Annotated in this window: 14 protein-coding genes and 1 pseudogene; 6 read left to right on the top strand and 9 right to left on the bottom strand. The window is 73.8% G+C overall.

From position 1 onward, the window contains the following. Window positions 1-17: 17 nt before the first annotated feature. Window positions 18-1337, top strand: a pseudogene (locus ACFSHS_RS07575) (BTAD domain-containing putative transcriptional regulator); the annotation flags it as partial. 2159 nt (window positions 1338-3496) lie between these two features. Here the strand turns inward: ACFSHS_RS07575 and ACFSHS_RS07570 are convergent. The 3 genes from ACFSHS_RS07570 to ACFSHS_RS07560 are packed head-to-tail and all read right to left on the bottom strand — an operon-like array spanning window position 3497 to window position 7636. Beyond that, window positions 3497-5005 carry an MFS transporter gene (locus ACFSHS_RS07570; protein ID WP_376873715.1) on the bottom strand — a complete coding sequence of 503 codons (1509 nt, stop codon included), beginning with the start codon at window positions 5003-5005 and terminating at the stop codon, window positions 3497-3499. Continuing rightward, window positions 5002-5910, bottom strand: a complete 909-nt coding sequence (locus ACFSHS_RS07565; protein WP_376873713.1) for a PEP/pyruvate-binding domain-containing protein — start codon at window positions 5908-5910, stop codon at window positions 5002-5004. Before ACFSHS_RS07565 ends, ACFSHS_RS07570 begins: the two co-directional genes overlap by 4 nt. Further along, entirely contained in the window at window positions 5891-7636 is a 1746-nt protein-coding gene (locus ACFSHS_RS07560; RefSeq protein WP_376873711.1) for a PEP-utilizing enzyme, read from the bottom strand. Before ACFSHS_RS07560 ends, ACFSHS_RS07565 begins: the two co-directional genes overlap by 20 nt. A gap of 617 nt (window positions 7637-8253) precedes the next feature. On the opposite strand from ACFSHS_RS07560, the gene ACFSHS_RS07555 reads away from it, so the two are divergent. Continuing rightward, window positions 8254-8751 (top strand): hypothetical protein, encoded by a 498-nt coding sequence (locus ACFSHS_RS07555; RefSeq protein WP_376873709.1) that lies wholly within the window; start codon window positions 8254-8256, stop codon window positions 8749-8751. A gap of 224 nt (window positions 8752-8975) precedes the next feature. Here ACFSHS_RS07555 and ACFSHS_RS07550 read toward each other — a convergent pair whose 3' ends face one another. Further along, window positions 8976-12179 (bottom strand): ATP-binding protein, encoded by a 3204-nt coding sequence (locus ACFSHS_RS07550; protein WP_376873707.1) that lies wholly within the window; start codon window positions 12177-12179, stop codon window positions 8976-8978. Between the two features lie 200 nt (window positions 12180-12379). Here ACFSHS_RS07550 and ACFSHS_RS07545 point away from each other — a divergent pair, with 200 nt between their 5' ends. Further along, entirely contained in the window at window positions 12380-13669 is a 1290-nt protein-coding gene (locus tag ACFSHS_RS07545; protein ID WP_376873705.1) for a vanadium-dependent haloperoxidase, read from the top strand. Window positions 13670-14094: 425 nt separating this feature from the next. Here ACFSHS_RS07545 and ACFSHS_RS07540 read toward each other — a convergent pair whose 3' ends face one another. From ACFSHS_RS07540 to ACFSHS_RS07530, 3 genes are all read right to left on the bottom strand, one after another. Beyond that, window positions 14095-15510, bottom strand: coding sequence for a pyridoxal phosphate-dependent decarboxylase family protein (locus ACFSHS_RS07540; protein ID WP_376873703.1), 1416 nt, complete (start codon window positions 15508-15510; stop codon window positions 14095-14097). 515 nt (window positions 15511-16025) lie between these two features. Further along, the gene (locus tag ACFSHS_RS07535; RefSeq protein ID WP_376873701.1) at window positions 16026-16943 is read right to left on the bottom strand and encodes a GNAT family N-acetyltransferase; all 918 of its coding nucleotides are present in this window, start codon (window positions 16941-16943) and stop codon (window positions 16026-16028) included. Between the two features lie 28 nt (window positions 16944-16971). Next, window positions 16972-17811 carry an MBL fold metallo-hydrolase gene (locus ACFSHS_RS07530; RefSeq protein WP_376873699.1) on the bottom strand — a complete coding sequence of 280 codons (840 nt, stop codon included), beginning with the start codon at window positions 17809-17811 and terminating at the stop codon, window positions 16972-16974. Window positions 17812-17960: 149 nt separating this feature from the next. Here ACFSHS_RS07530 and ACFSHS_RS07525 point away from each other — a divergent pair, with 149 nt between their 5' ends. The 3 genes from ACFSHS_RS07525 (at window position 17961) to ACFSHS_RS07515 (ending at window position 21165) form a co-directional block, all read left to right on the top strand. Continuing rightward, the gene (locus tag ACFSHS_RS07525) at window positions 17961-19103 is read left to right on the top strand and encodes a helix-turn-helix transcriptional regulator (protein WP_376873697.1); all 1143 of its coding nucleotides are present in this window, start codon (window positions 17961-17963) and stop codon (window positions 19101-19103) included. A 318-nt stretch (window positions 19104-19421) separates the two neighbouring features. Next, window positions 19422-20039: a hypothetical protein gene (locus tag ACFSHS_RS07520; protein WP_376873695.1), complete on the top strand. Its 618-nt coding sequence runs from the start codon at window positions 19422-19424 to the stop codon at window positions 20037-20039. A 406-nt stretch (window positions 20040-20445) separates the two neighbouring features. Then, window positions 20446-21165: a class I SAM-dependent methyltransferase gene (locus ACFSHS_RS07515; RefSeq protein ID WP_376873693.1), complete on the top strand. Its 720-nt coding sequence runs from the start codon at window positions 20446-20448 to the stop codon at window positions 21163-21165. 58 nt (window positions 21166-21223) lie between these two features. Here the strand turns inward: ACFSHS_RS07515 and ACFSHS_RS07510 are convergent, their stop codons facing one another. Beyond that, on the bottom strand, window positions 21224-21910 hold the full coding sequence (locus ACFSHS_RS07510; RefSeq protein WP_376873691.1) for an iron-sulfur cluster assembly protein: 687 nt from the start codon (window positions 21908-21910) through the stop codon (window positions 21224-21226). 73 nt (window positions 21911-21983) lie between these two features. Continuing rightward, on the bottom strand, window positions 21984-23060 hold the full coding sequence (locus tag ACFSHS_RS07505; protein ID WP_376873689.1) for an amidohydrolase family protein: 1077 nt from the start codon (window positions 23058-23060) through the stop codon (window positions 21984-21986). Window positions 23061-23080: the final 20 nt, after the last annotated feature.

Raw genomic sequence — 23080 nt, 5'->3', positions numbered from 1 at the left:
GCCGGGAGGGAACGTCGATGTCGGCACCGCATCGGTCCGCAGGGCCCGCCGGCGCCGGGCTGTCGGTCGGCGTCCTCGGTGAGCTGACCGCCTCCCGGTCCGGGCGGCTCCTGGACCTGGGCGGCCCTCGACGGCGGGCGGTGCTCGCCCTGCTGATCATGGCTCGCGGCGAGGTGGTCTCCGCGGAGGCCCTCGTCCAGGCGCTGTGGGGGAGCGAGCCAGAAACCAAGATGAGCTCGCTGCACGCCGCGGTGTCCCACCTGCGCCGGTCCCTCGATCCCGGGCGAGGCCGAGGGAACCGGGACGGCGTGGTGGTGAGCGAGGCGTCCGGATATGCCTTCCGCGCGCCACCGGACGCGGTGGACGCGTGGCGTTTCGAGCGGCTGGTCGCCGCGGCCAGGTCCGCGGAGCCGGCGCGGGCGGTGACCCTGCTCGAGCAGGCCCTCGGGCTGTGGCGCGGCCCGGCCTACGCCGAGTACGCCGAGGAGCCATGGGCCCAGCCGGCCGCCGGCCGGCTGGAGGAGTTGCGCGAGGTGGCGCGTGAGCTGCTCATGGCGGCGCGGCTCGAGGCGGGGGAGAGCGCCGTCCTGGTGCCCGATCTGGAGGCACTCGTCGACGCGGCGCCGCTGCGGGAGGAACGGTGGCGGTTGCTCGTCCTGGCGCTCTACCGCGCAGGACGCCAGGCCGATGCACTCGGCGCGCTGCGCCGGGCCCGGACGGTGCTGGCCGAGGACCTGGGTGTCGACCCGGGACCAGCCCTCCGGGCGCTGGAGACCGACGTCCTGGCCCAGGCGCCGTCGCTGGACCCTCCTCGCCGGGCCGGGGCGGGGATCCCCGGGCCGCAACCGGGCCCAGCGGTGGCGCAGGGCGAGCCCCTGGTCGACCGGGAGGGGGAGCTGCAGGCCCTCGGCCGCGCGCTCGTCGCCGGGTCCGGTGCCGGTCCGGTGCTGCTCATGGAGGGCCCCGCGGGGATCGGCAAGAGCCGGCTGCTCGCGGAGTTCCGGCGGATGGCCGAGGAGGGCGGTGCGCGCACGCTGTCCGCTCGCGGCAGCCGACTCGAGCGGGAGTACGCCTTCGGCGTGGTGCGCCAGCTGTTCGAGCCCGTGCTCGCCGATGTCTCGACACGAGAACGCGGGCTCTCCGGCGCGGCAGCTCCCGCGCGCGCGGTCTTCGACGACGCGGTGCGGAGCGGGCCGGACCAGGGCCTGTTCGCGGTGCTGAACGGCCTGTACTGGCTCACCGTCAACCTCGGCGCCGACCGTCCGCTCGTCCTGCTGATCGACGACCTGCAGTGGGCCGACTCCGGATCGCTGCGGTTCCTGGCGTTCCTGGCACGCCGGCTGGAGGGCGTCGCCGTCGTCCTCGCCGCCGCTGTGCGCACCGGTGAGCCGCATCCCGAGCCGGACCTGCTGCACGAGCTCACCGACGACGCCGCCGTCGTCCGGATCCGGCCCGGACCGCTCAGTCCCGAGGGGGTGACGGCCCTGGTGCGGGAACGGCTGGGCGGGGAGTGCGATGCCACCTTCGCCGCCGCCTGCCATCGCGTGACGTCCGGCAATCCGCTGCTCGTGCGGCAGCTCCTGCACGTGCTGGAGGCCGAGGGCGTGACGCCGGACGCCGCCTCCGCCGGCGCGGTGGCGGTCGCCGGCTCGCGGGCGGTGTCCAGCATGGTGCTGCCGCGACTGGCGCGGCTGCCCGTGGCCTGCCGCGCGGTGGTCGCGGCGGTCGCCGTCCTGGGGGACGGCGCCGAGCTGCCCCAGGTCGCCGCGCTGGCCGGGCTGCCCGAGGACGACGTCGTCCGTGCCGGAACGGCGCTGGCACGGGCGGAGATCCTGCGGGACGCCTATCCGCTCGGTTTCGTCCATCCGCTGGTGCACGAGGCCGTCCACGCCGACGTCCCGGCGGGGGAGCGCGCCGTGCAGCACGAACGGGCGGCCCGGCTGCTCGGCGCGGCGGGGTCTCCACCGGAGCGCATCGCGGCACACCTGTTGCAGGTGCCGGCCCGGGGCGATGCCTGGACCGTCGCGCAGCTGCGCCGCGCCGCGGCCACGGCACGGGAGCGCGGTGCCGCGGAGAGCGCGATCTCCTACCTGCAGCGAGCGCTGTCCGAACCGCCGGCGCCGTCGGAGCGCCCCACCGTGCTCGCCGACCTCGGGCGGTTGGAGGACTTCATCGACGGCCCTGCCGCGCGGGCCCACCTGCGGGAGGCCTACGAGACCACGCCGGACCCGCGGCAGCGGGCCGACCTCTCCCTGGCACTGGCGCGCAACCTCGTCTTCACGGGGCATCCGGGGGAGGCGAGCGACTTCGCCCGCCGGGTCACCGCCGAGCTCCCGACGTGGGAGCTGGCCGACGACGAGGCCGACGATCTGCGGCAGGGGCTGCTCGCGCTGGACCGGTACGCCGGCGTGCTGCACGGGGCGGACGTCCAGCCGGAGTTCGGTGCGGTGACCGGGATGGTGTCGGGCAACGGCGTCGGAGCGCGGGCCCTGGCCGCCCAGTCGGCGCTGGAGCTCTTCCTGGCCAACCGGTCCCGGGACCAGGCGACACGGCTGGCGCGGTACGCGCTGGGCACGGGACCGTCGCCCCGCTCGAGCACCGCGCTGATGCGGGCCACCGCCGTCCTCGTCCTCGACCTGTGCGAGGCCGAGACGACAGCGCTGTGGACCGAGACGCTCGCCGCCGCCCACGCCCGCGGGTCGATGTTCACCGCCATGGCAGCTCATCTGTGGAACGGCTACCGCCTGTGGCGGCGGGGGGAGCTGCCCGAGGCCGCGCAGTCGGTGGGCACGGCCATCGACCAGGCGGAGCGGTGGGGCAACACCGGCATGGTGGTCCCGTACGGGCACGCCTGGCTGCTCGGCATCCTGCTCGACCGCGGCGACCTGGCCGGCGCCCGCGCGCACCGCGACCGCCTGCCGCGCCGCGTCGGGACCGCCGAAGGCGCAGCGCTCTTCAACCAGGCCACCGTGGCGCTCCTGGTGGCCGAGCAGCGCCACGGAGAGGCGCTCCTGCTCCTCGACGAGACCCGGGCGCCGCTCGCCCGTGCGCTCAACCCGGCCTGGAACCCCTGGCGGTCCCTGCGGGGCCGCGCCCTCGCGGGCCTCGGGCGCCGCGACGAGGCGATCACCCTCGTCGAGGAGGAGGTGGTGCTCTCCCGGCGCTGGGGTGCTCCGTCCACCGTCGGTGCGCGCCTCCGGCTGCTGGGGGAGCTGCGCGGCTCGCGTGGGTCCGCCGAGCTCCGGGAGGCGGTCGACGTGCTCACCGGGTCGGTGGCCCGGCTCGAGCTCGCCCGTGCGTGCTTCGCCCTGGGCCGGACGGGACCCGCGGACGCCGTCCCCCTCCTGCGGCAGGCCTTCGACATCGCCTCCGACTGTGGCGCGCAGCAGCTGCGCGCCGAGGCCGCCGCCGCGCTGACGGCCGCGGGCGTCGGGGAGGTCGAGTTCTCCGGCAGTCCGGCTCGTCTCACCGCGGGCGAGCGCAAGATGGCCTCCCTCTACGTCGAGGGACGCGACTTCCGGGAGATCGCCCAGGACCTCCTGATCCCGCCCCAGGTCGTCCGGACGACGCTCCAGGAGGTCCAGCGCCGGCTCGACGCGCCGTCGACGGAGGCGCTGCGGGCGGTGCTGTCCGCCGGCTGAGCCGTTCGGGGCCGCGGCAGGCCCGGCAGGAAGGCGGCTGCCAGCAGGGACAGGACGGCGCCGAGGGCGGCGAGCAGGAACACCGGCCGGGGGGCCGGCTGCTCCTGCCAGAGCGCCGCGAGCACCGCGGAGCCGGTGATGCTGCCGAGGTAGCGACTCGTCGACCACACCCCGGAGACCATCCCGGCCCGCGCCGGCTCCACCGCGCCGAGAGCCGCGGCCTGCACGGGCGCCTGCGCGATCCCCAGCCCGGCGCCCGCGAGCCCCAGCGACACGAGCAGGAACGGGATGCCGGGGATGTCGCCGTTGGCTGCCAGCCACAGCAGCGGGGCGGAGAGGAGGGTCAGGCCGGCCACGGCGGGCGCGCGCCGGCCGACGCGGTCCGACAGCCCACCGCCGACCACGGACAGCAGGCAGAACGCTCCCAGGAGCGGCAGGAGCAGCAGCCCCAGAGCCGCCTCGCCGTACGCCCCGCCGAGCAGGACGGGGATCGCCAGGAGGAGCACGTAGAGGGCCAGGTTGCTGGCCGCGGTCGCGACGGTGGCCGCCGACACGGCACGTCGCCGGAACAGCCGCGGATCCAGCACCGGGCGCGGCGAACGAAGTTCGTGCGGGATGATTGCCAGCCACGTCGAGCCCACCGCGACCACGCCCAGCACCAGCGTCGTTCCCGACGGCCGCACCGCCAGCAGGGCCGATCCACCACCGAGGCCGGCGAGCAACAGCAGGGCGCCCGCGACGTCGAACCGACCGGACCGGACGGGAGCGGTGCGCGGCAGATGGTGGCGACCGGCGAGCACCGCGGCCAGGGCCAGGGGGCCGTTGACCAGGAATACCAGTGGCCAGCCCGCCGCGGCGGTGAGCAGCCCTCCGATCGGCGGGCCGGCCGCCGCGGCCAGCGTGGCCGCCGCGCCCACCTGCCCCAGTGCGCGGCCCCGCTGGTCCTCCGGCAGCGTCTCGCGCACGAGGGCCATGGCGTTGGGGAGCGCGGTGGCACCCGCTGCCGCCTGCAGGCAGCGCAGGAGCACCAGCACGGGCAGGCTCGCGGCCGCGGCCGCGGCGACCGACAGCAGGCCGAAGGCGGCCGCACCACCCAGGACGGGAGCCCGTCGGCCCCACCGGTCGCCGAGGCTGCCGGCGACCGGCTGCACCGCCGCGGTGACGACGAGGTAGCTGATGACCAGCGACAGCGTGCCGCCCGGCCCGGCCTGCAGGTCGCGCGCGAGGTCGGGCAGGGCCACCGCCACCATCGTGGAGTTCAGCGGCACCAGGGCGGTCGTGAGGCAGATCGGCAGCAACAACCGCGTCGGCCCCCCGCGGCGTCCGAGGGGCCGGGGAGAGCTGCGGGAGGCCGTGCCGGTCACGGCGTCCGCCCGGCGACCGTCGGTGCCGCGGTCACGGGGCGCCGCTGCAGCAGCGCCAGACCGTCGTCCGGAGCGGAGAAGGCCCACTCGAGGTCGCTGTGGCCGGACCACACCTCCCGCACCCGCCGCGCGAGCGCGGCCAGCCGGTCCAACGCTCGCGCGTCGAGCGCCGGGCGCAGCGCCTCCGTGGTCGGGACGGCGACCGTGCGGGTGCCACCCCCGGGGACGGCCACCACCGCGCGGTCCTTGCGGCCCGGCCACGTGCCGCGCAGCTCCCCGTCCGGGGAGAGCCGGTACAGGTCGGGGGTGACCATGCCACCCACCACCGCCTCCCCGAGCGCCCAGCTCGCCTCGACGACGAGCTCGTCGGCTCCGGTCACCGGGTCGCAGGTGAACAGCACCCCGGCCACCCGGGCCGGCACCAACCGCTGCACGACGACCCCCACGCCGCTGCTCCCCGGTTGCCCGAGGCGGCCGCGGTAGGCCGCGACGGCGCCTTCCCGGGTGGAGGCGACCACCTGCTCGACGGCGGCGACGACGTCGTCGGCGTTCAGGACGGTCACGTGCTGACCGGCGAAGCTCGCGTCGGTCGAGTCCTCGCCGATCGCGGACGACCGGACGGCCACCGGACCGGTCCCGAGCTCGGCCCGGGCCCGCTCGACCCGCCGCCGGGCCGAGCGGTCGCCGGAGGCCACCGCTTCGACCAGGGACGCCGGCAGCGCGACCCCGGCCGGGACGGGGAGCCCGGCGCGCCGTGCGACGCCGAGCTGGACCGCCTTCTCGCCGTACCGGCCCGCGTCCTGAGCCTCCTCCAGCGGAACGGGCTCGCCGGCCGCCCCGGCGCGGGGAGCGACCCGGAGGCCGCCCCCGCGCGGGGTCTCGACGTCAGCGGACGGAGACCACACCGGTCTCACCGTCCACGCGCACCCGGTCCCCGTCCCGGATGACCTGCGTCGCGTCGCTGCAACCGACGACGGCCGGCACGCCGAACTCGCGGGCCACGATGGCGGCGTGCGAGAGGAGGCCGCCCCGGTCGGTCACGATCGCCCCGACCAGCGGGAGGACGAGGTTGAACGCCGGGCCGGTGTGGGTCGCCACGAGCACGTCCCCCGGCTGCACCCGGCGCAGGTCGTCGGCGTCGTGCACGACGACGGCGCGCCCTTCGTAGGTCCCACGGCTGACCGGCAGACCCTGCACGCTGGTGGCCGTCGTCCGGGCCTCCGGCTGCTCGAGGATGGCGTTCACCGCCAGCCCCATGGCGGCGTGCACGGTGGCGGCCGCGGGCGGCAGCCACTCGGCGGGGACCGGCGGGGCCGGCGGAGGCCCGAGGAAGGGCGGCATCTGGCGGTAGGTGGCGGTACGCCGCCAGTCCGTGCGGGCGGCCAGCTCCCGGGCGCTCGGGCCGGCGCCGTCGAGCAGCAGCATCCCGATCTCCGCGGCGGTGGCGTCCACGGCGTTCTCGGGTTCGGCCACGCGGCCCCGTGCCACCAGCCGCCGTCCGGCCTCGAGGAGGGCGCGCCGGGCGATCGGCCCGACGAGCTTGTCGCCGTAGACGGCGCGCTCGTCGCGCAGCCGGTACACCAGCCGCGCCTCCGCCAGCGCCTCGTCGAACGCGGCGCGGTGCTCCGGCGGCACGGACGCGCGGATCTCCGCCTCGCGCCCGGCCGTGTCCAGGGCCGGTGCGCGCCGTCCCTCGACGGCGGCGCGGATCGCGGCCAGCACCAGCTCCGGAGCCTCGCTGCCGCCCGGGGCGCCGACCGAGTCCTCGCTGTCGACGTTGGTCTCCAGCACGAGGTCGAGGTACTGGCTCGCGGCCCGGCCCACCGGGCCGGGGGCGGCGCGGAGCCGGTCGAGCACCGCTGCGGGGTCGGCCCCGTCGTCCCGCACGGCCGCGGACGCGGAGGGGTCGGCCGCCAGCGCGGCCCGCAGCTGCTCCCGCTCGTCGGGGAATCCCTGGCTGACCGGGCTGCTGCCCCGGAACAGCTCCAGCAGCTCACCCGTGCTGCGCCCGGTCGTCCCGGACGCGGTCAGCAGGAACAGGGCGACCGGCAGGATCGCCGCCATGTTGTGGCGGTGGTGCTGGTAGACCCCCTCGACGAGCGCCGTCCGGCAGGCGTCGATGTGGCGGGCCAGGGCGTCGTCGTCCAGCGTCCGCGGATCGACGGCCCGTAGCGCCCGCTGACGAGCGAGGCGGGCGGGCTTGATCTCGCTGTCCCAGCGCGCCAGGTCCGCCCGCCAGATCCTGCCGGTCAGGGCCCGCTCGGCGGCGGCGAACCGCTCCTGCACGACCGGCAGCTGCGACACGACGGCGTCCCACACCTCGCGCGGAGGAGGGCCGGCCGCGTCGGGCGGTGCGCCGACGGGACGGTTCTGCAGATAGACGAACCCGTCGACGAAGAACGGGGTGACCTCCTCCAGCAGCGTCCCGTAGCGAGGAAGGCACTCCCGCCAGCCTCGGACGTACCCCTCGGGCATGGCGTCGGCGAAGAAGCCCGAGATCGGCGTCGGGACGTGCGACGGGTCGAGGACCCAGCTTCCCGGCCCCGGGGGGTCGGGAGGCTGGACGGCGCGGGTGGTCTCCGGCCGGGCCGGCTGCAGGGTCGGTGCGCTGGTGGGGTGGGTGGTGGTCATCGGGTCCTCCATCCATCGGGTCGATGGGAGGACGGTGCTCGGCACCCCTTGCCGGGGCCTTGCTGTCGGCTTACCGCATCGGCTTCGTCAGATCGGGCGGATGCGCAACCCTGCACGGAGCCCTCGCGGACGTGAGGGTCCGCCCGGCCGCCGATCGGGCGCGCCGTCGCCGGGACGCCGTCCCAGTGAGGTGTCGGCGGATGCGGGGCGGCACGGGTCCCGTGGACGCTCGAGCCACAAGGGGCCGTCCACGTAGTCATCGACGACATGAACCGCCGTGGCCACCCGGCCGTGGAAGTTCACCGGTTGCGGCGCCGTGGTCGACCCACGCTCGGCGATGGTCTGGTCTCGGACGTGGGGAGGATCGCCAGGCGGGGGACTCCACCCTTGTCCAGATCGTCGATCAACGCCCGCGGGGGGACTTCCGGCACTGCATCCTCCCGTCCATCCCCGCATAGGTTGTTCTTCCACGTCCTTGGGGGAGGCGCACCGTGCGTCCACGATTCGTCCGGTCCGGTGGTGCACAGCCTGGCGTCGGCGTTGCCGACCTCGCGGGGGAGGTGGCTCTGCCGCCGCGTTCCATCCCACCCAGCACCGTTGCCGAGGGTGTCGCGTCGGTGGCTGCCGCGTCCCGTGGACGACGCAGCGGATACGCCGGGCTCGCCGCCGCCGTGGATCACATCCGCCGGGCGGCCGGCTTCGAGGTGGGCCACGTGTACGTCAGCTGCACCGGCACGAGCCAGATCCTGCCGAGCCGCATCTGGTCCTTGGCGCCGCCCACGGGCCGGTTCGCCCCGTTCGTCCACGCCACCGGGTTGTCGCCCCTGGTACCTGGGCAGGGTCTGCCTGGCCAGGTGATCTGCAGGCGTGCACCGGTTGTCATCGAGCCGCTGTCCGACAACGTCCACCTACCGCGGGCCCGCGCCGCCATCGCGTCAGGATTGAGGGCGGCCTGTGGCTACCCGGTAGAGGTCAGCTCCGAGGTGACCGTGGTCCTGGAGTTCCTGACCACGAGCTCGATCGGTCCAACGGGGCAGGTCGACGCCCTGGTCGAGCAGCTGGCTGCCGTTCTCGTGCCCCAGCTCGAGAACTCGGAACCCGCGGATCTCCTGTGAGTGCTTGCCCGGCTCGGGGCTGACCTGGTCGATCGCGGTCTCCAGGAGGTCGTTGCCACCGAAGCGCTCGACCGCTTCGCCAGCGCGCGCAACCTGTGTACGCGGTCGCGCGTCGGTGTCTCAGCCGCTCGCCTGCCCGCTGGCCGCCTCGAGGACGGGCACGTTCCTCCGCGTGGACGGGGCGATGACCAGCGTGCGCACGTGAGGCCGGCGGCCGAGGACCTCTACCAGAGCTTCCAGGTGATCCCGGGCGTCGGTTCGTACCGGCACGTGGTGCCCGTGATGACGGAGCGATCCAAGTGTGTTCCGAGCTCGGGGAGCACCGTGTCGATCCGGTGGATCGCCTCCCGCAGCCGGGACGTCACCGTCTTGCGGGCCCGTTCCGTGGTGCTGGAGCCGAGCGACCGCGCGCGCCCCGCCAGGCCGGCCGCCCGGCGCAGCTCGGCGATGAGCGCGGCCCGTTCCTGGTCGAGCCGTTGGACCCGTCCCAGGTCGCCGTCGTCCCGCGCGGCGGCCAGGTCGGACTCCAGCTCATCCAGGCGGCGGCGAAAGGCGGTTCGCGCGGCGCCGTCCAGCAGCGTCCCGGTGTCCCGTTCGACGTGGCCTGCGCCGGCCAGTTCGAGGACGTGGACGTCGGTCCCGGGTCGCGTGAGCAGGGTGTGCAGGTCGGCCAGCCCCTTGGAGTCGCGGAGGTGGGCCGACACCGAGCCGAAGCGGACCCGCCACATCTCGCCGTCCCGGCACAGCTCGGCGACCGGACCGTCTGCCACGGTCGATGACACCGCATCGACCCCGGCCCACGGATGGGCGAGAACCCGCTTGAGCCCGAGCTCACCAGCCAGCCGGGCGGCGCGCTCGGCGTGGTCGCCGGGGGCCCCGATCGCGGCGAGCTGGAGATGGCTCTCCGCCTCCCAGACTGCGGCGCCGACCCGGCGGTGCACGACGAGGGATTCCTCCAGCCAGCGGAGGGCTTCCTCGGTCCGTCCCAGCGCATCGGCCACGATGCCGGCCCAGAGCGCATTGCTGCCCATGTAGCAGACCAGCGAACCGCCGATGCCCCCGGTGCCGGTGAACGGTCGCAGGTCGTCGAGCAGTTGCCCGCACAACGCGCGGTCCCCGAGGCGGACCGCGGCGGTTGCCATCCCGCCCATGAACAACGACCACAGGTAGGACCGGTCCGCGCGCCAGCTGTCGTTCGCCACGACCGTCTCCAGGGCGCGGCGTGCGGCGTCGAGGTCGTCCGGCTCGTCGGCCAGGGCAAGCAACCCGGCGGCGACGGCGTGCGCGTGCAGAGGAACCCCGACCCAGCAGCGGATCGCCTCCTCTGCGACGGTGCGGAGCAGCTTCGGCTCGCCCCGTGCCCACGCCAGCGCCAGGCGCTGCCCCGTGCGCACGTTGATGGTGTCCGGCTCCGAGATCTGTTCGCCCAGCTCGCCGGCGCGGTCGATCAGGTCCTCCGCCTCGTCGAGGCGGCCGTCGATCAGCGCAAGTGCCGCGCGCCGGGTCAGCGCCATGTAGTCGTGGCGCGGCTGACCGAAGCCCTCGGCCAGGGCGAGGTACTGGGTGACCGTCGCCCGGTACGCCGCGGAGCCGTCCTCGAGCTGGGCCGTGGCCAGGAGGAGCAGGCCCTCGGCCTGGCGCTCCTCGTCGCCCATCCGCTGCGCCAGCGAGACGATCTCGCTGGCCACCTCGATCCGCTCGCGAGCGCGGCCAGGGACCCATAGCACGTCGTGGCGGGCCAGCAGGCACGCGGCTAGCGTGGCGTCGTCGTCGTGCTCGCGGGCGAGGGCGAGGGCCCGCTCCGACAGCGGTCGCGCCAGGTCGCGGTCTCGTGGGACGGAGTGGGTCAGCTCGCGGGCCAGGCTGGCGGTGACCCGCGCCTCCATCAGCGCGCCGGTCCCGTCCAGCGCTCTCCGGGCCGCCTCGAGCAGCTCGACGATGGCGTCGTGGGGCATGGAGAACCGGCCGCCGAGCTGCTGCACGCCCAGGGCGACCCGCCCCAACCGTTCGGCGTCGCGAAGGACGGTCGCCCGGCGCGCGGCGTCGTCCAGCAGGGCGTGCGCTGCGGGCGGATCACCACTGCGGGCACGGGCGTCCGCCTCTTCGACGAGCAGATCGATCAGCGCACCGCCGACGTCGGCATGCCCGGAGTCCTCGACCGCGCGGCGGGCCCGGGCGAGGTGTGCGGCCGCCTCGGCGAAGCCCAGCCGGGCCCGCTCCGCTGCCGCGGCGGACCTGGCCCAGCGGATCGCCCGGTCAGCGCCGTCCAACGGCACCGCGGCGGCGCAGTGCCGGGCCAGCTCGGCCGGTTCGACGGCGCTGCCGCGTTCATGGCGGTGCTCGAGTGCGCGGGCGATCGCCTGGTGCAGAGCCATGCGTCGCTGGATGGGCAGCCGTGAATAGAGCGCCTCGCGGAACAGGTCGTGCGCCAGGAATGTGCGCTCGCCGTCCGAGCTCGTGACCAGGACGCCGGCGCGGACCCCCTCCGCGATCAGCGCCGTCGCCCGAGGAAGATCGACAGCGCACACCTCGGCGAGCACGTCGGGCTTCAGCTCGTTGCCGGCCACCGCGGCGGCCTGGACCAGCTCACGGCAGCCTGGAGAGAGCCGCTCCACGCGACGGACGGCGAGGTCGTGCGCAGCCGCCGGCACCGATCCCGCCGCCCCGGCAGGGTGAGCAAGCAGCTCGGCGAGGTGGCGGGCCAGGAACGGATGGCCGTCCGTGCGCCGGTGCACCTCGACCGCCCACCGCAGGGCTGCGTCGTCACCCACGGCGCCTGCCACCAGGGCGAACACCTCGTCCGACGACAACCCGTGCAACTGCACCAGCTCGCCCCGGACGGCGATGGTGGCCAGCACGCGCTCCGTATCAGCGGCGAGCTCGTCGTGCCGGTAAGCCCCCACGATCACCAGCGGGACCGGTCGCGCCGACCGGGTGACGTACTCCAGCAGCTCCAGCGACGACCCGTCGGCCCACTGCAGGTCATCGAGGACGAGGAAGACCGGGCGGCGGCGGGCCAGCCGTTCCAGGAACCGCGCGACGCCGTCGAACAGCCGCAACCTCGCCGCGTCGGTGTCCAGCAGACCGTCGACGTCGGTGGCCGCGCCGTCGTCGGCGAGTTCCGGGAGCAGCCGAGCCAGCTCGGGGGTGTCGATCCGCGTCAGCTCAGCGGACTCGGCGGGACTCAGCGTGCCGAGCACCCCGCGCAGCGCGCAGCTCCACGGCCAGAACGCCGGCGTTCGCTCCGCCTCGACGCAGGTGCCCCAGCCGACGACCAGCCCGCTGCGGGCGGCCGCGACCCGGACCAGCGCCGTCTTGCCCATCCCGGCCTCGCCGCTGACGAGGACGAGCTGGGCGTACCCCGCCGCCGCGTCCTCGACCGCCGCGAGCAGCCGGGACAGGGCCCGAGCCCGGCCGACGAACAGCACTACCGGATTCTGCCGACAACGGCCGGTTCCGGACAGTCGCTGCGCCGCGGCAGCCGGTGCAAGTGCTGGCCGATTTCCAGCGGTCGCCAGCCCGATCCCGGCGCCTACGTGGCACAGCCCGCACGCACGGAGGGGGATCCCCGCGGTGCATCAGCCGCGCCCCCTCGGCGGAGGGCCGTCGGAGAGATCGGAGAGACACCATGGTTCGAACACCCACAGCATTCCGCCGGAGCGGCTTCATCGTGGTCGCCGCCCTACTGCTCAGCACGATGTCGGTGGGAGTGGCCCAGCCGGCCGTTCCCAGGGCCACCAGGGACCCCGGGGTCGTGCTCTCCTGGAACTCGATCGCCTTCCGGACGATCAGCGTCGAGGGGCAGAAGCCGCCGCCCGTCGCGCAGCTCTACCTGGCTCTGGTCTCCACCGCCGTCTACAACGCGGTCGTGACGATCGAGGGCGGCGGAGCACCGACACTCCGCCAACCACCGCGTCCGCACGGCCATGCGTCGTCCGACGTCGCCGCAGCGACGGCCGCCCACGACGTCCTGGTGCAGTACTTCCCCGCGTCCAAGCCGGCAGTCGACTCCGACTACAACGCCTGGCTCGCCGACGTGCCCAACAGTGTCGGACGGGCACAGGGACTACGCGTGGGGCGCGACGCGGCGGCGGCGCTCATCGCGTCGCGTGTCGGTGATCGCCGGGACGCGCCGATCACGTTGTCGCGGCCTCCCGCACCGCCTCCGGGAATGTGGGTGCCGACGGCCAGCGGCGAGTTCCTCGCCCCGTGGCTGGGCTTCACCCGGCCGGTGGTCATCACGTCCGCCGCTCGGTTCGGCCGGGAAGGCCCGGACGTGCTGACGAGCGCCGCCTACGCCGCGGACGTCGAGGAGGTCCAGACGATGGGCGCGGCAACAGGGTCCCGCCGCTCCGCTGCCCAGACCGACCTGGCGCTGTTCTTCAGCGACAACCCGGTGCGTCAGTACCAGGACGCGATGCGCGACCTCGCCACTCGGAGGGCCCTCGACATCGTGGATACGGCCCGGATGTTCGGGGCGGTCAACGCGGCCGGCGCCGATGCGCTCATCGCCTGTTGGCGCGAGAAGTACACCCACGACTACTGGCGTCCGGAGACGGCGATCCAGCGGGCCGACACCGACGGCAACCCCGCCACCACGCCCGATCCCGCCTGGACGCCGCTCCGTCCGAGTCCGCCGTATCCGGAGTACCCCAGTGGCCATGCCTGCGTCAGCGCGGGTACGGCCCACGCCTTGGCGGAACTCTTCGGACGTGTGGACCTGACCATCGAGTCCACCGTGCCCGGGCTGGTCGTCACGACCCGGCACTACTCGTCGGAGCGGGTGTGGCTGAACGACGTCACCAACGCCCGCATCTGGCTCGGGATCCATTTCCGGGACGCGATGGACGACGGCCTGCGGATCGGCCGTGAGGTGGCGGACGCCGTCGAGGGCCGGTTCAGGGAGACCGGCGACTGAGGCCGGACTCAGGGTGGTGAGCGCGGACGTGGCGTAGCCGGCGAGGCATGCGTCGCCCGCGCTCATCACCTTGCCCCGACCGCTCAGCGGCCCCCGCGCCCGCAGGAAGGCGGCCCACGGGCTCACGGGGCAGTCGCTCCCGCACTGGTCAACGGGCCACCTCGCGAGGACGGTGCCGTGCGCGCAGCAGCGCAGCACTCCCGAGGACCATCCCGAGAAGCGCCAGCAGCACGATGCCGTACTCCCCTTCGAGAGCCGGTGGGCCACCGGTCATGAGGCTCGGGTGCGCTGGCGCGGACACCGAGGGTCGAGGCCCGCGGCCGGTTGCCAGCGGACGACGTGGTCGGCAGCCGAACTCGGACTTCAGCCCACAGCCGAGCGGCGAGGACCCAGCATCAGCCGGGGGACGAGCACCGAGGAGGCGGTCAGATGTCCTCCTGCTCAGCATGTCGGAGCAGCGCCTCGGCGACGCGGTCGACATCGTCGGTGTCCGTGGCCCAATCCGACACGGAGATGCGCATGAGACGTTCGCCGCGGTAGGTGGTCCCGCTGAAGAAGGCGAGTCCCTCGGCACGGACGCCCGCCATCACGGCGTCGGCTCGCCGCCCGTGATCGCCGTCCGGGGCCAGCCAGCGAACGAGCACCTGGTTCGACACGACCTCGTTGACGATCTGCGCACGGTCGCTCACCTCCAGGGCCTGTGCGAACCGCTGAGCGAGGGAGACGGTGCGGTCGACGAGTGCGGCAACCCCCGATCGCCCGAGAGAACGCAGGGTGGCGTAGACGCCGACAGCGCGGGCGCGGCGGGAGAACTCGGGGTTCCAGTCCATCGGGTCGCGGGCGCCGGTGCCCTGCTCGAGGTAGCTGGCCTGCACGCTCATCGCCGCCCTGTGCGCAGCGGGATTCCGGCAGATCGCCACCCCGCAGTCGTAGGCGACGTTGAGCAGCTTGTGGCCGTCCGTGGACCAGGAGTCCATCCGGTCGAGACCTCTCACGTGCCGGGACATGCTGGGCGCCGCGGCCGCGAGCAGCATCACCGCTCCATCGACATGCACCCACGTCGGATTGCCCGCCGCTCGGTGGCGGTCTGCCAGATCGGCGACCGCGTCGAAATCGTCGAACGCGCCGGTGTTCACGTTCCCGCACTCCACCGCGATGATCGTGGGCCCCGACACCGACTGCAGCGTGCGCTCGAGCGCCTGGGGGAGGACCCTGTCCTGGTCGTCGCAGGGCACCAGAACAGCCGACCGCTCGCCGAGCCCGAGGAAGCGCAGAGCCCGCACCACGGTGGAGTGCACGCCCTCCTTGAGGACGACCGTGACCCCCGGCGAACCGATCAGACCGTCGGCCTCGACGTCCCACCCGGTCTGGCGGAGCACTTCGTCGCGGGCTGCCGCCAGGCAGGTGAAGTTTGCCATCTGCCCGCCCGTGACGAAGCCGACCGAGCTCTCCGCCGGAAGGTGCAGCAGGTCGATCAGCCACTGCGCCGCCAGCTCCTCCGCGACGGCGACGCCCGGCGTGGGGGGGAACAGCCCCGCGTTCTGGTCCCACGTGGAGACCAGGAGTTCGGCGCCCCACGATGCCGGGTGCAGGCCCCCGATGACGAACCCGAAGAACCGCCCGCTGGCATGGGCGGTGACGTAGGGCGTGAGGTCACGCGCGAGCTCGGACACCACCTGCACGGGGTCGAGGCCGTCGTCCGTGAGCGGATGGTCCAGTGCCGCCTTGACCTCCGGATGGTCTGCTCGGGGGTGGACCCGCCGGGTCGGCAGCGAGTCCAGGTACTCCAGCGCCGCGGGAGCGACGACGCCCAGGACACCTTCCCAGTCCGAGCGGTGCATGCGGGTCTCCCGTCGTCGACGAGCGCCATGCTGTCACGGTCACGCGCTCGCCCAGGGCGCCTTCGTCACGGGTGCATCTGCCGGGAAGGCTGAACCACCGGCTGCCCTGTGCGACGGCGCATCGGCGGCCATACGGCGCTGAGGACGACCCTGAGCTGCGCGATCGTGACGATGGCGGCTCCGGCGAGCGTCGCGGAGGCAACGGGGCGCGCCACCGAGGTGGCCGAGAGAATCGCGCGGCCCCTGGTGGAGCGGACAGACGCCGGCGTGTGGCCGATCGACGTGATCCGGGCCGGCGTTCCTCCGGAGCTGCCGGACTGGGTCCAGGGGTCTGGCTGCGGTCTGCGAGGCGCTCGGGCGGGTGTGTGCCTCGTCGGCGCTGTGCTTCGGCATGCACTGCGTGGCGACCCCGACGGTGGTCGAGCACAGCGGTCCGGTGCCAGGCCGAGCCGGCCCGCCGTGCCCGAGCCATGCCGTCCGCGAGCCCCCGGGCGTGGTGCATGCGGCCACACCGGTCAGGACAGTACCGAGGGCAGCCAGGCACCCTCGGGTCGGCGGTACGGCCCGTACGCCATGTATGTCATCGGCTTGATGACCCGGAGTCCCGCGGCCAGGCACCAGCGGAACAGGATGTGTTGGCGGACGGGTAGCAAGAACGACGCCTCCGCGTCGGTCGCGGCCAGACCCCCGGCGATGAGGGCGGCCAGGTCGTCCTCCGTCTCGGCGACCGCGTGGGCCGCGCCGAAGGCGTGCAGCGTCGTGGCGTAGGCCACGACGCGGCCTGCGCGCACGGCGACCAGCGGCTGCAGGTGCGGCGCGGCCATGGCGTCGCGAAGCTCCGCCGTCCGCTCGTAACCGTGCACCGCCTGGTGCAGCCGTGCGCAGGCGTCGACGTCTTCCTCGGTCAGCGGTCGGACCTCCACCCTGGGGAACGGTGCGGTCGTCGGCCGACCGCCCATCAGCGCTACCGGGTCGGTGGCCACGAACCCCAGTGACGCGTACAGCGCGAGCGACGCGGTGTTGAAGGAGTCCTGCAGCAGCCGGACCCCCTCCGTTCCGGGTGTGGCGGCAGCCCGGTCGAGGACGGCGCCCATGAGCAACCGGCCGACGCCGGAGGCCTGGGCGTCCGGGTCGACGGTGATCGGGCCGACGCCGGCAACGGGGCTGCGCACGTCGAGGAAGTTGGAGCCGACCACGCGGCCGTCACGCTCGGCCACGACCGCCCAGATCGACGGGTGCGGCTGGAACGCGTCAACCAGCTGACGGGCCGACTCGGGGGTGAAGTCACGGGGGAAGCCGTGCCGGTCGGCGATGCCGGCGAACGCCTCGAACATGATTCGCGCCGCCTCGGCGGTGTCGTCCGGGCGCATCGGACGCAGGTGGACCTCCCCGGCTCCGGGGGCGACGGGGGCGGGGGACAGGACGGTGCTCATGACGGGCTCCCAGGGTGTGTCGGTCGGATCAGGCGGGGGTGAGACCAGCTGGCGCCGCGGCGATCGCGGCGTCGACGAACTCGTCGAGGGAGGGCTGGCCGGGCAGCATCAGCCGGGGCTGCCCGGCCAGCGCGCGCACCCGGGCGAAGGCGTCATCGATGTACCCACCGGTCAGCAGCGGACCGTGCGCGGAGGCCACCACCGAAGGCCGCAGAGCGGCGACCGAGTCGACGTGCCGGCCGTACCGGTCGACGTCCAGCCACTCGTGCCAGGGCGAGATGAGGCTGTTGAAGAGCTTGAACGTCTCGTCGTAGAGCTCGGCCGGCAGCTCGTCGCGGGTGTGGACGGCGCCGGTGGTCAGCGCGGCGAACGAGTCGACCGCCCAGAGTGCGCCGGTCCGCTCGTCGAACAGACCGCGCGTGGTGGGGCCGTCGAAGATCGGCGGCAGCACCAGCCGCAACCGCCGATCGCCGGCGTCGAAGGCGTCGCCAGGCTCCAGCCAGCGCAGCCGGTCCAGGGGCAGCGGGCGCTCGAGGTTGAGCCGCTCGGTGCCGAACGCGTTGGTGACCAGCGTCGCGTTCGGGCACAGCGCCAGGGCGTCGTGCAGGCCGCCGGTGTGGTCGCCGTCGTCGTGCGACAGGAAGATCCAGCGCACGTCCTCCGGGTCCACCAGGCCGAAGACCTTCTCCAGCCACAGCTCCCGGTGGATCGGTGCACCGGTGTCGACGACGACCGGTTCGGCGCCGCGGATCAGCATCGCGTTCACCGGCACGTACGTGCCGGGCTCGCCGGGCGCCAGGTTGGGGATCAGCCAGGTGTCCGCGGCGACGGGCACGGGCTCGGTGGGCGGGACAGGGGGGATGGGCACGGCGGGCTCCTCGGTCGGCTGGGACGTTCGCCGCGAAGCCTGCGGAGAGCGAGCCTGCGTCACATCCCCGCACGACGACGGATCTGCGCCAGCTGACCCCCACAAGTGAGGGGGTGTGCGTCGGTGGGCGCCGGGTTTACCGTCTGCCCATGGGCAGGTCGACGGTGGATCGCACCGTCACCCGTGTCGGCCAGGCGGCGGCACGGGCGACCGACGCCGATGACCTGCTGCGCCTCGTCAGCGAGGAGGTGCGCCGGGTCGTCGACTACGACGCCGCCATGTGGTTCGGCGTCGACCCCGGCACGCTGCTGCCCACCGCCCCGGCCCGGGTCGAGGGAGACCTGCTCGACAGCTTCTGCCAGCCCTACTGGCACGGCGAGTTCCACGCCCAGGACGCCCTGCTGTTCCGCGATCTCGCCCGCGCTCCCGTGCCGGCCGGCGCACTGCACGGCGTCACCGGCGGGACGCCGATGCGCAGCGGCCGCTACCGGTCCTTCAACCGGCCCCAGGGTCTCGACGACGAGCTGCGCGTCGTCTTCCGCACCGGCGACTCCACGTGGGGGATGGCCGACTTCTTCCGCGCCGAGGGCCGGCCGTCGTTCGGGGCGGACGAGGTCAACCTGATCAGGGCACTTTCGGCGCCCGTCGGCGCGGCGCTGCGGATGCAGGCCGCCACCAGTGCCGCCCCATGGCCGGTATCGGCCGCCGAGCCCGGCCTGCTCGTCTTCGACCGGGATGACGTGCTGCTCTCGGCCAACGCCGCCGCGGCCGACTGGCTCCGCCGTGCGTACGGCACCCTGCCCGGCGACAACTGGGTGGACGTGATGCGCGGCGACCCGGTCGGCAGCGGCCTGCGGCTTCCCTTCCCGGCCTACCCACTTCTCACCCGTGCCCGGGCGGTCGCCGCCGGCCGCGACCCCGGACCGGCCCGCTTCCGGCAGCGCGACGCGCGCGGCCGCTGGCTGGTGCTGCACGCCTCCGTGCTGGCCGGCGCCGGTGACGAGGCGGTGGCCGTCGTCGTAGAGCCGGCCACGAGCTCGGACGTCGCGCCGATCATCATCGAGGCCTACGGGCTCACGCCGCGGGAGCGGGACGTGGTGCGGGGCATCGCCCGCGGCCTCTCCACGCCCGAGATCGCCGCGGACCTCTACCTGTCGGCGCACACGGTGCGCGACTACCTGAAGACGATCTTCGACAAGGTCGGCGTGGGCAGCCGCGGCGAGCTGGTGGCGCGGCTGTTCGCCGAGCACTACGCCGACCCGATGCACGCAGCGCTGGTGCACGCCGACTGAACCCACCGCTGTTCCAGGTGGCGGATCTCGGGCGCCTCGATCAGCGACTCGCGATGTCGACAGCGAGGGTGGCGGGGAGTCGCCTGGTCGCCGGCTCCCTCTGGGTCAGCCAGCCCGGCGTCCGACCGCGGAGTGGGTCAGGCCCCTCACCGTCCACGGCCCCTCACCGTCCGCAGTCACCCGGCTGGGCGGGTGCACCGGCTCGCCCGGCACGGCCGGCGGGCCGCTCCGTCCATGCACGGCGGGCGGAGCCGGTGGGACGCTCGCGTCACGACAGGGACCCGTCGGTGCTGTCCGTCGAGGGCGAGGTGATCGGCGATGTCCACGGCGCGGAGCGGGTCCGGAACAGCGGTGCCCCGCGGCCGCGCGGTCGTCGCCCTGTTCTGCCTGCTGCTGCCCGGGTGCGCCTCGGCCCAGCGGACCGGTGCAGCCCACACTCCCGCGGGAGCAGCGGCCGACTGGCTGAACAGGACGTACGTGGTGACCTGCGACGGCATCGTCCCCGATGGCTTCCCCGCGACCGTCGTCGACGGGAGCGCGCGCGTCCCTGCCGACGGCAGTCGACCCCCGCACTACGAGCACTACGACGTCCGGGTCACTGCCCGGGCCAGCGGTGACGTGGACGGCGACGGTGCGCCCGACGCCGTCGTCCTGCTGGACTGCTCGCCGCAGCCGTCCAACGGCATCGTGCAGGAGGTCCAGGTCTTCTCATCGACCGGTCGCCTGCTGGGCACCCTCCCCAGCCCGCGGACGCTGCGCGAGAACGTGCTTCTGCCGCCTGTGTACGACCCAGCGGGGCTGTCGGTCCAGGACGGCGAGATCGTCGCGGACATGCAGGCCTACGGGCCGGACGACTTCCACGCCAGCGGGCCCTCCGTGCCCCTCACCGTGCGCTGGCGTTTCGATGGGCAGCGATTCGTGCGGGCCTCGCCGTGATGGACGACTGCGGTGGCGCAACCGGCGCGCCTGGCGTCACGGTCTCCAGGACGCTGACCGACACAGCGGGAACCCACATCGAGGACTCAGCGGGACGATGTGGTCCTTCGGTGATCGAGCGGACGTTCCGACACCCTGGAGAAGGGCCGAGCGGCCGTAGCGACCGTGAGGGTTCAACTCGGTGGTGGAGGGGCGACACGGTAGATATGCACACGACTCTCACGGGCGAGTCGATCTTCGCTGGTGTCCAGCTGTGCACCGGCCCTCGACGTCGGCGCGGTGCGAGATGCGGACGACGCGGGCGCGCATCTGGTCGTCGTCGATGGAGTGAGTGACCCGGAACTGGCCCCGCCGGGCTGACCAGTGGCTCTCGAGCTGCAGCCGCAACGGACCTACGCTCGGCCGTGTGGACGGCGAGGGACCGCGCGGGTGGGCAGCCCCGTTGTATGCCGCCGTGCTCGACGTGACCGAGGTCGGACCGGCCACCACCCTGCTGGACCTCGGCTGCGGGGACGGTCTGTTCGCGCGGGCGGCCACGGACCGCGGCGCGCAGGTGACCGGCGTCGACCTCGACCGGAACGCCGTGGCACGGGCCGCCGTAGAGGTGCCCGAGGCGACTTTCCTCGTCCGCAACGCGCAGGACCCACCGCCCGGTCCGTTCGACGTGGTCGTCGCGGTGCAGCTGCTCATGCACGTGGCCGACCCGGTTGGGGTGCTGGGCAGAGCGGGGCGCGTGGGCGGGGTGGTGGCCGCGACGGTGTGGGGCCGCGAACGGGAGTGCGACCTCCGCGTTCTCGGGGAGGCGTTGGCTCCCTGGCTGGGGCCGCTCGGGCGGGTGCCTGGCCCGCCGGTGCGCGAGCCCGCCCGGCTGCGCGCGATGGCCGAGCGCGCCGGCCTGGTGGTCGAGCGTCTCGACGAGGTGGTGTGCCCCTTCGACTACGCCGACGAGGACGAGCTGCTCGGCCCGCTGTTCGACTCGGCGCTCGGCCGGGCGGTCGGCCGCCGCGCCGGACCGGTCGCCGTGCGGGAGGCCGTGCTCGAGCGGCTGGAGCCGTACCGCACCGCGCCGGGGGGTTATCGGCTGGAGAACGTCTTCCGGGTGCTCGTCGCGCGCCGATACGGCTGAGGCGGCCCCGTTCGGAGGCTGGCCCCGAGCGTACGAGGGGTGAGGGGGACGGGTTCCTTCAACCGATGCCGGCTGTGTCCGCGTACCGGGTCTTGAGGAAGCTCCTGCACAGGTCGCCGTTCGATTCCATGCCGAGCCGGGTGAGGCGCGCGCGACGCAGGTGCAGGGGCACCTGGGCCGCGGTCACCGGGTTGCCGTCGCCATGGATGAGCAGGGCCGCGTCGTCGCCGGCGGGAAGGCCGAGAGCGGCCCGCCGCCGGCGCAGCCGGTCGAGGTCGGGCGATGCAGGGGCTGCGCCCAGGGTGATCCCGGCGAGCTCGTCCGGGCCCACTCCGGCATCGGCCAGGGGCCGGGCCACCCGGTCCTGCCCTGCGAGGACGGCCTTCTCCAGGAAGTACCTGCGCAGCTCCTCGAGCTCGGCGTCCGCCTCGCCCGCGAACGTCTGGACGAAGCCGGCGTGCGCGGCCACCCCGCCGTTGATCTCCGGCGAGGCATGGTGGTCGTCCAGGACGACCTCCGCGCGCGTCACCCCCTCGACCGCCGCCACAGCGTCGTAGGCGTCGGCGACCATCAGGAACGAGAAGTTCGGCGCGCAGAAGAACGTCGGGAGCCGGAGGTGGACCGACGCGACACCGTCGCCGGAGACGGTGCAGGAGGCCACGAAGTCGAGAGCCGTGATCGGTTCGTCGAGCTCGGGGTCCAGCACCGTCCCCAGCGCCTGCCAGACGGTGTCGCGGAGACTCACGAGCCCTCCTCGCTGGCGCTCGGACGCCTCGTGAGCCAGACTGCTCTGCCTTCACGTGACCTCGCGAGCTCGGTCACGCCTGCGCCCCTGCCGGCGTCGTCTCGTCGGCCAACTGCTCACCTGGCTGCTGCTGCGGGATCGCCGGCGGTTCGGGCAGCCGGCACTCCGGCGGCACCTCGATGCCGTAGAGCTTGGCCGCGTTGAGCCCGAGGATCTTCTTCTTGGTGGCGGTGGTCAGCCGTGGGTAGTCGGAGAACGCCTCGTCGTCGGGCATCTGCCAGTCGACGAAGCCCTCGACCTGCCACTTCGGCGTCCAGATGTTGTAGTCGCTGCCGAAGGTCATGCGGTCCTCGCCGACCCAGAACAGCAACTCACCCATGAACTTGGCGAAGGACTTGGGCCGGGCGTGCATGTGCGCGCCGATGACCACCGAGAGCCCCGCGTAGACGTTGGGCTCCTGGACCGCCATGTAGGCGAAGTCGTCGATCCGGGGAATGCCGGCGTGCTCGATGATGAAGTTCAGGTCCGGGAAGTCCGTGGCGGTCTGGTCGACGTCCTCCATCGAGAAGGCGTCCTTGTTCAGCGGCCAGATCGTCGGGCCCTTGTGCGCGTGGATGTTCGTGATGCCCAGCTCCCGGCACTTCTCCAGGAACCGGTAGGACTCCGGATCGGTGAGCTTCCAGCCGCGGGAGCCGTTCTCGTGCCATTCGGCGGTGTAGAGCTTGACGCCCCTGAGGTTCCAGCGCCGCGCGTCCTCCTCGAGCTGTCGCATGCCCGCCTCCCCGTCCCGCGGGTCGAAACGGCCGTTCACGATGAACTTGTCCGGGTGTCGCTCCAGCAGCGAGCCGTTCTGCTCGACGGTGTTGAAGCCGTTCTTGTACCAGTACTTCAGGTAGGTCGACTGGAAGATGGCCTTGTCGACGTACCCGTCCTCGAAGACGTCCTTCATCAGGTCTGCCTCGGAAACCTTGAGGTAGTGCTCCCAGTCCCAGTGGGTCTCCTCCGGGGCCAGCTTGTGATAGCCGTAGAAGCAGTCGATCCAGCCCTTGGCCAGGTCCTCGCGACCCTCGACCCAGTTCTCCCGGCTGGCGTCCCAGAAGTGCATGTGGGAGTCGACGACGAAGTACTTCTCACCATTCTTCTCGTACATGGACGAACACCTCTCGCATG

The sequence above is a fragment of the Blastococcus deserti genome (genome assembly GCF_042682525.1).
GTDB classification, from domain to species: Bacteria; Actinomycetota; Actinomycetes; order Mycobacteriales; family Geodermatophilaceae; genus Blastococcus_B; species Blastococcus_B deserti.
This window is presented reverse-complemented; position numbering and strand designations above follow the sequence as displayed.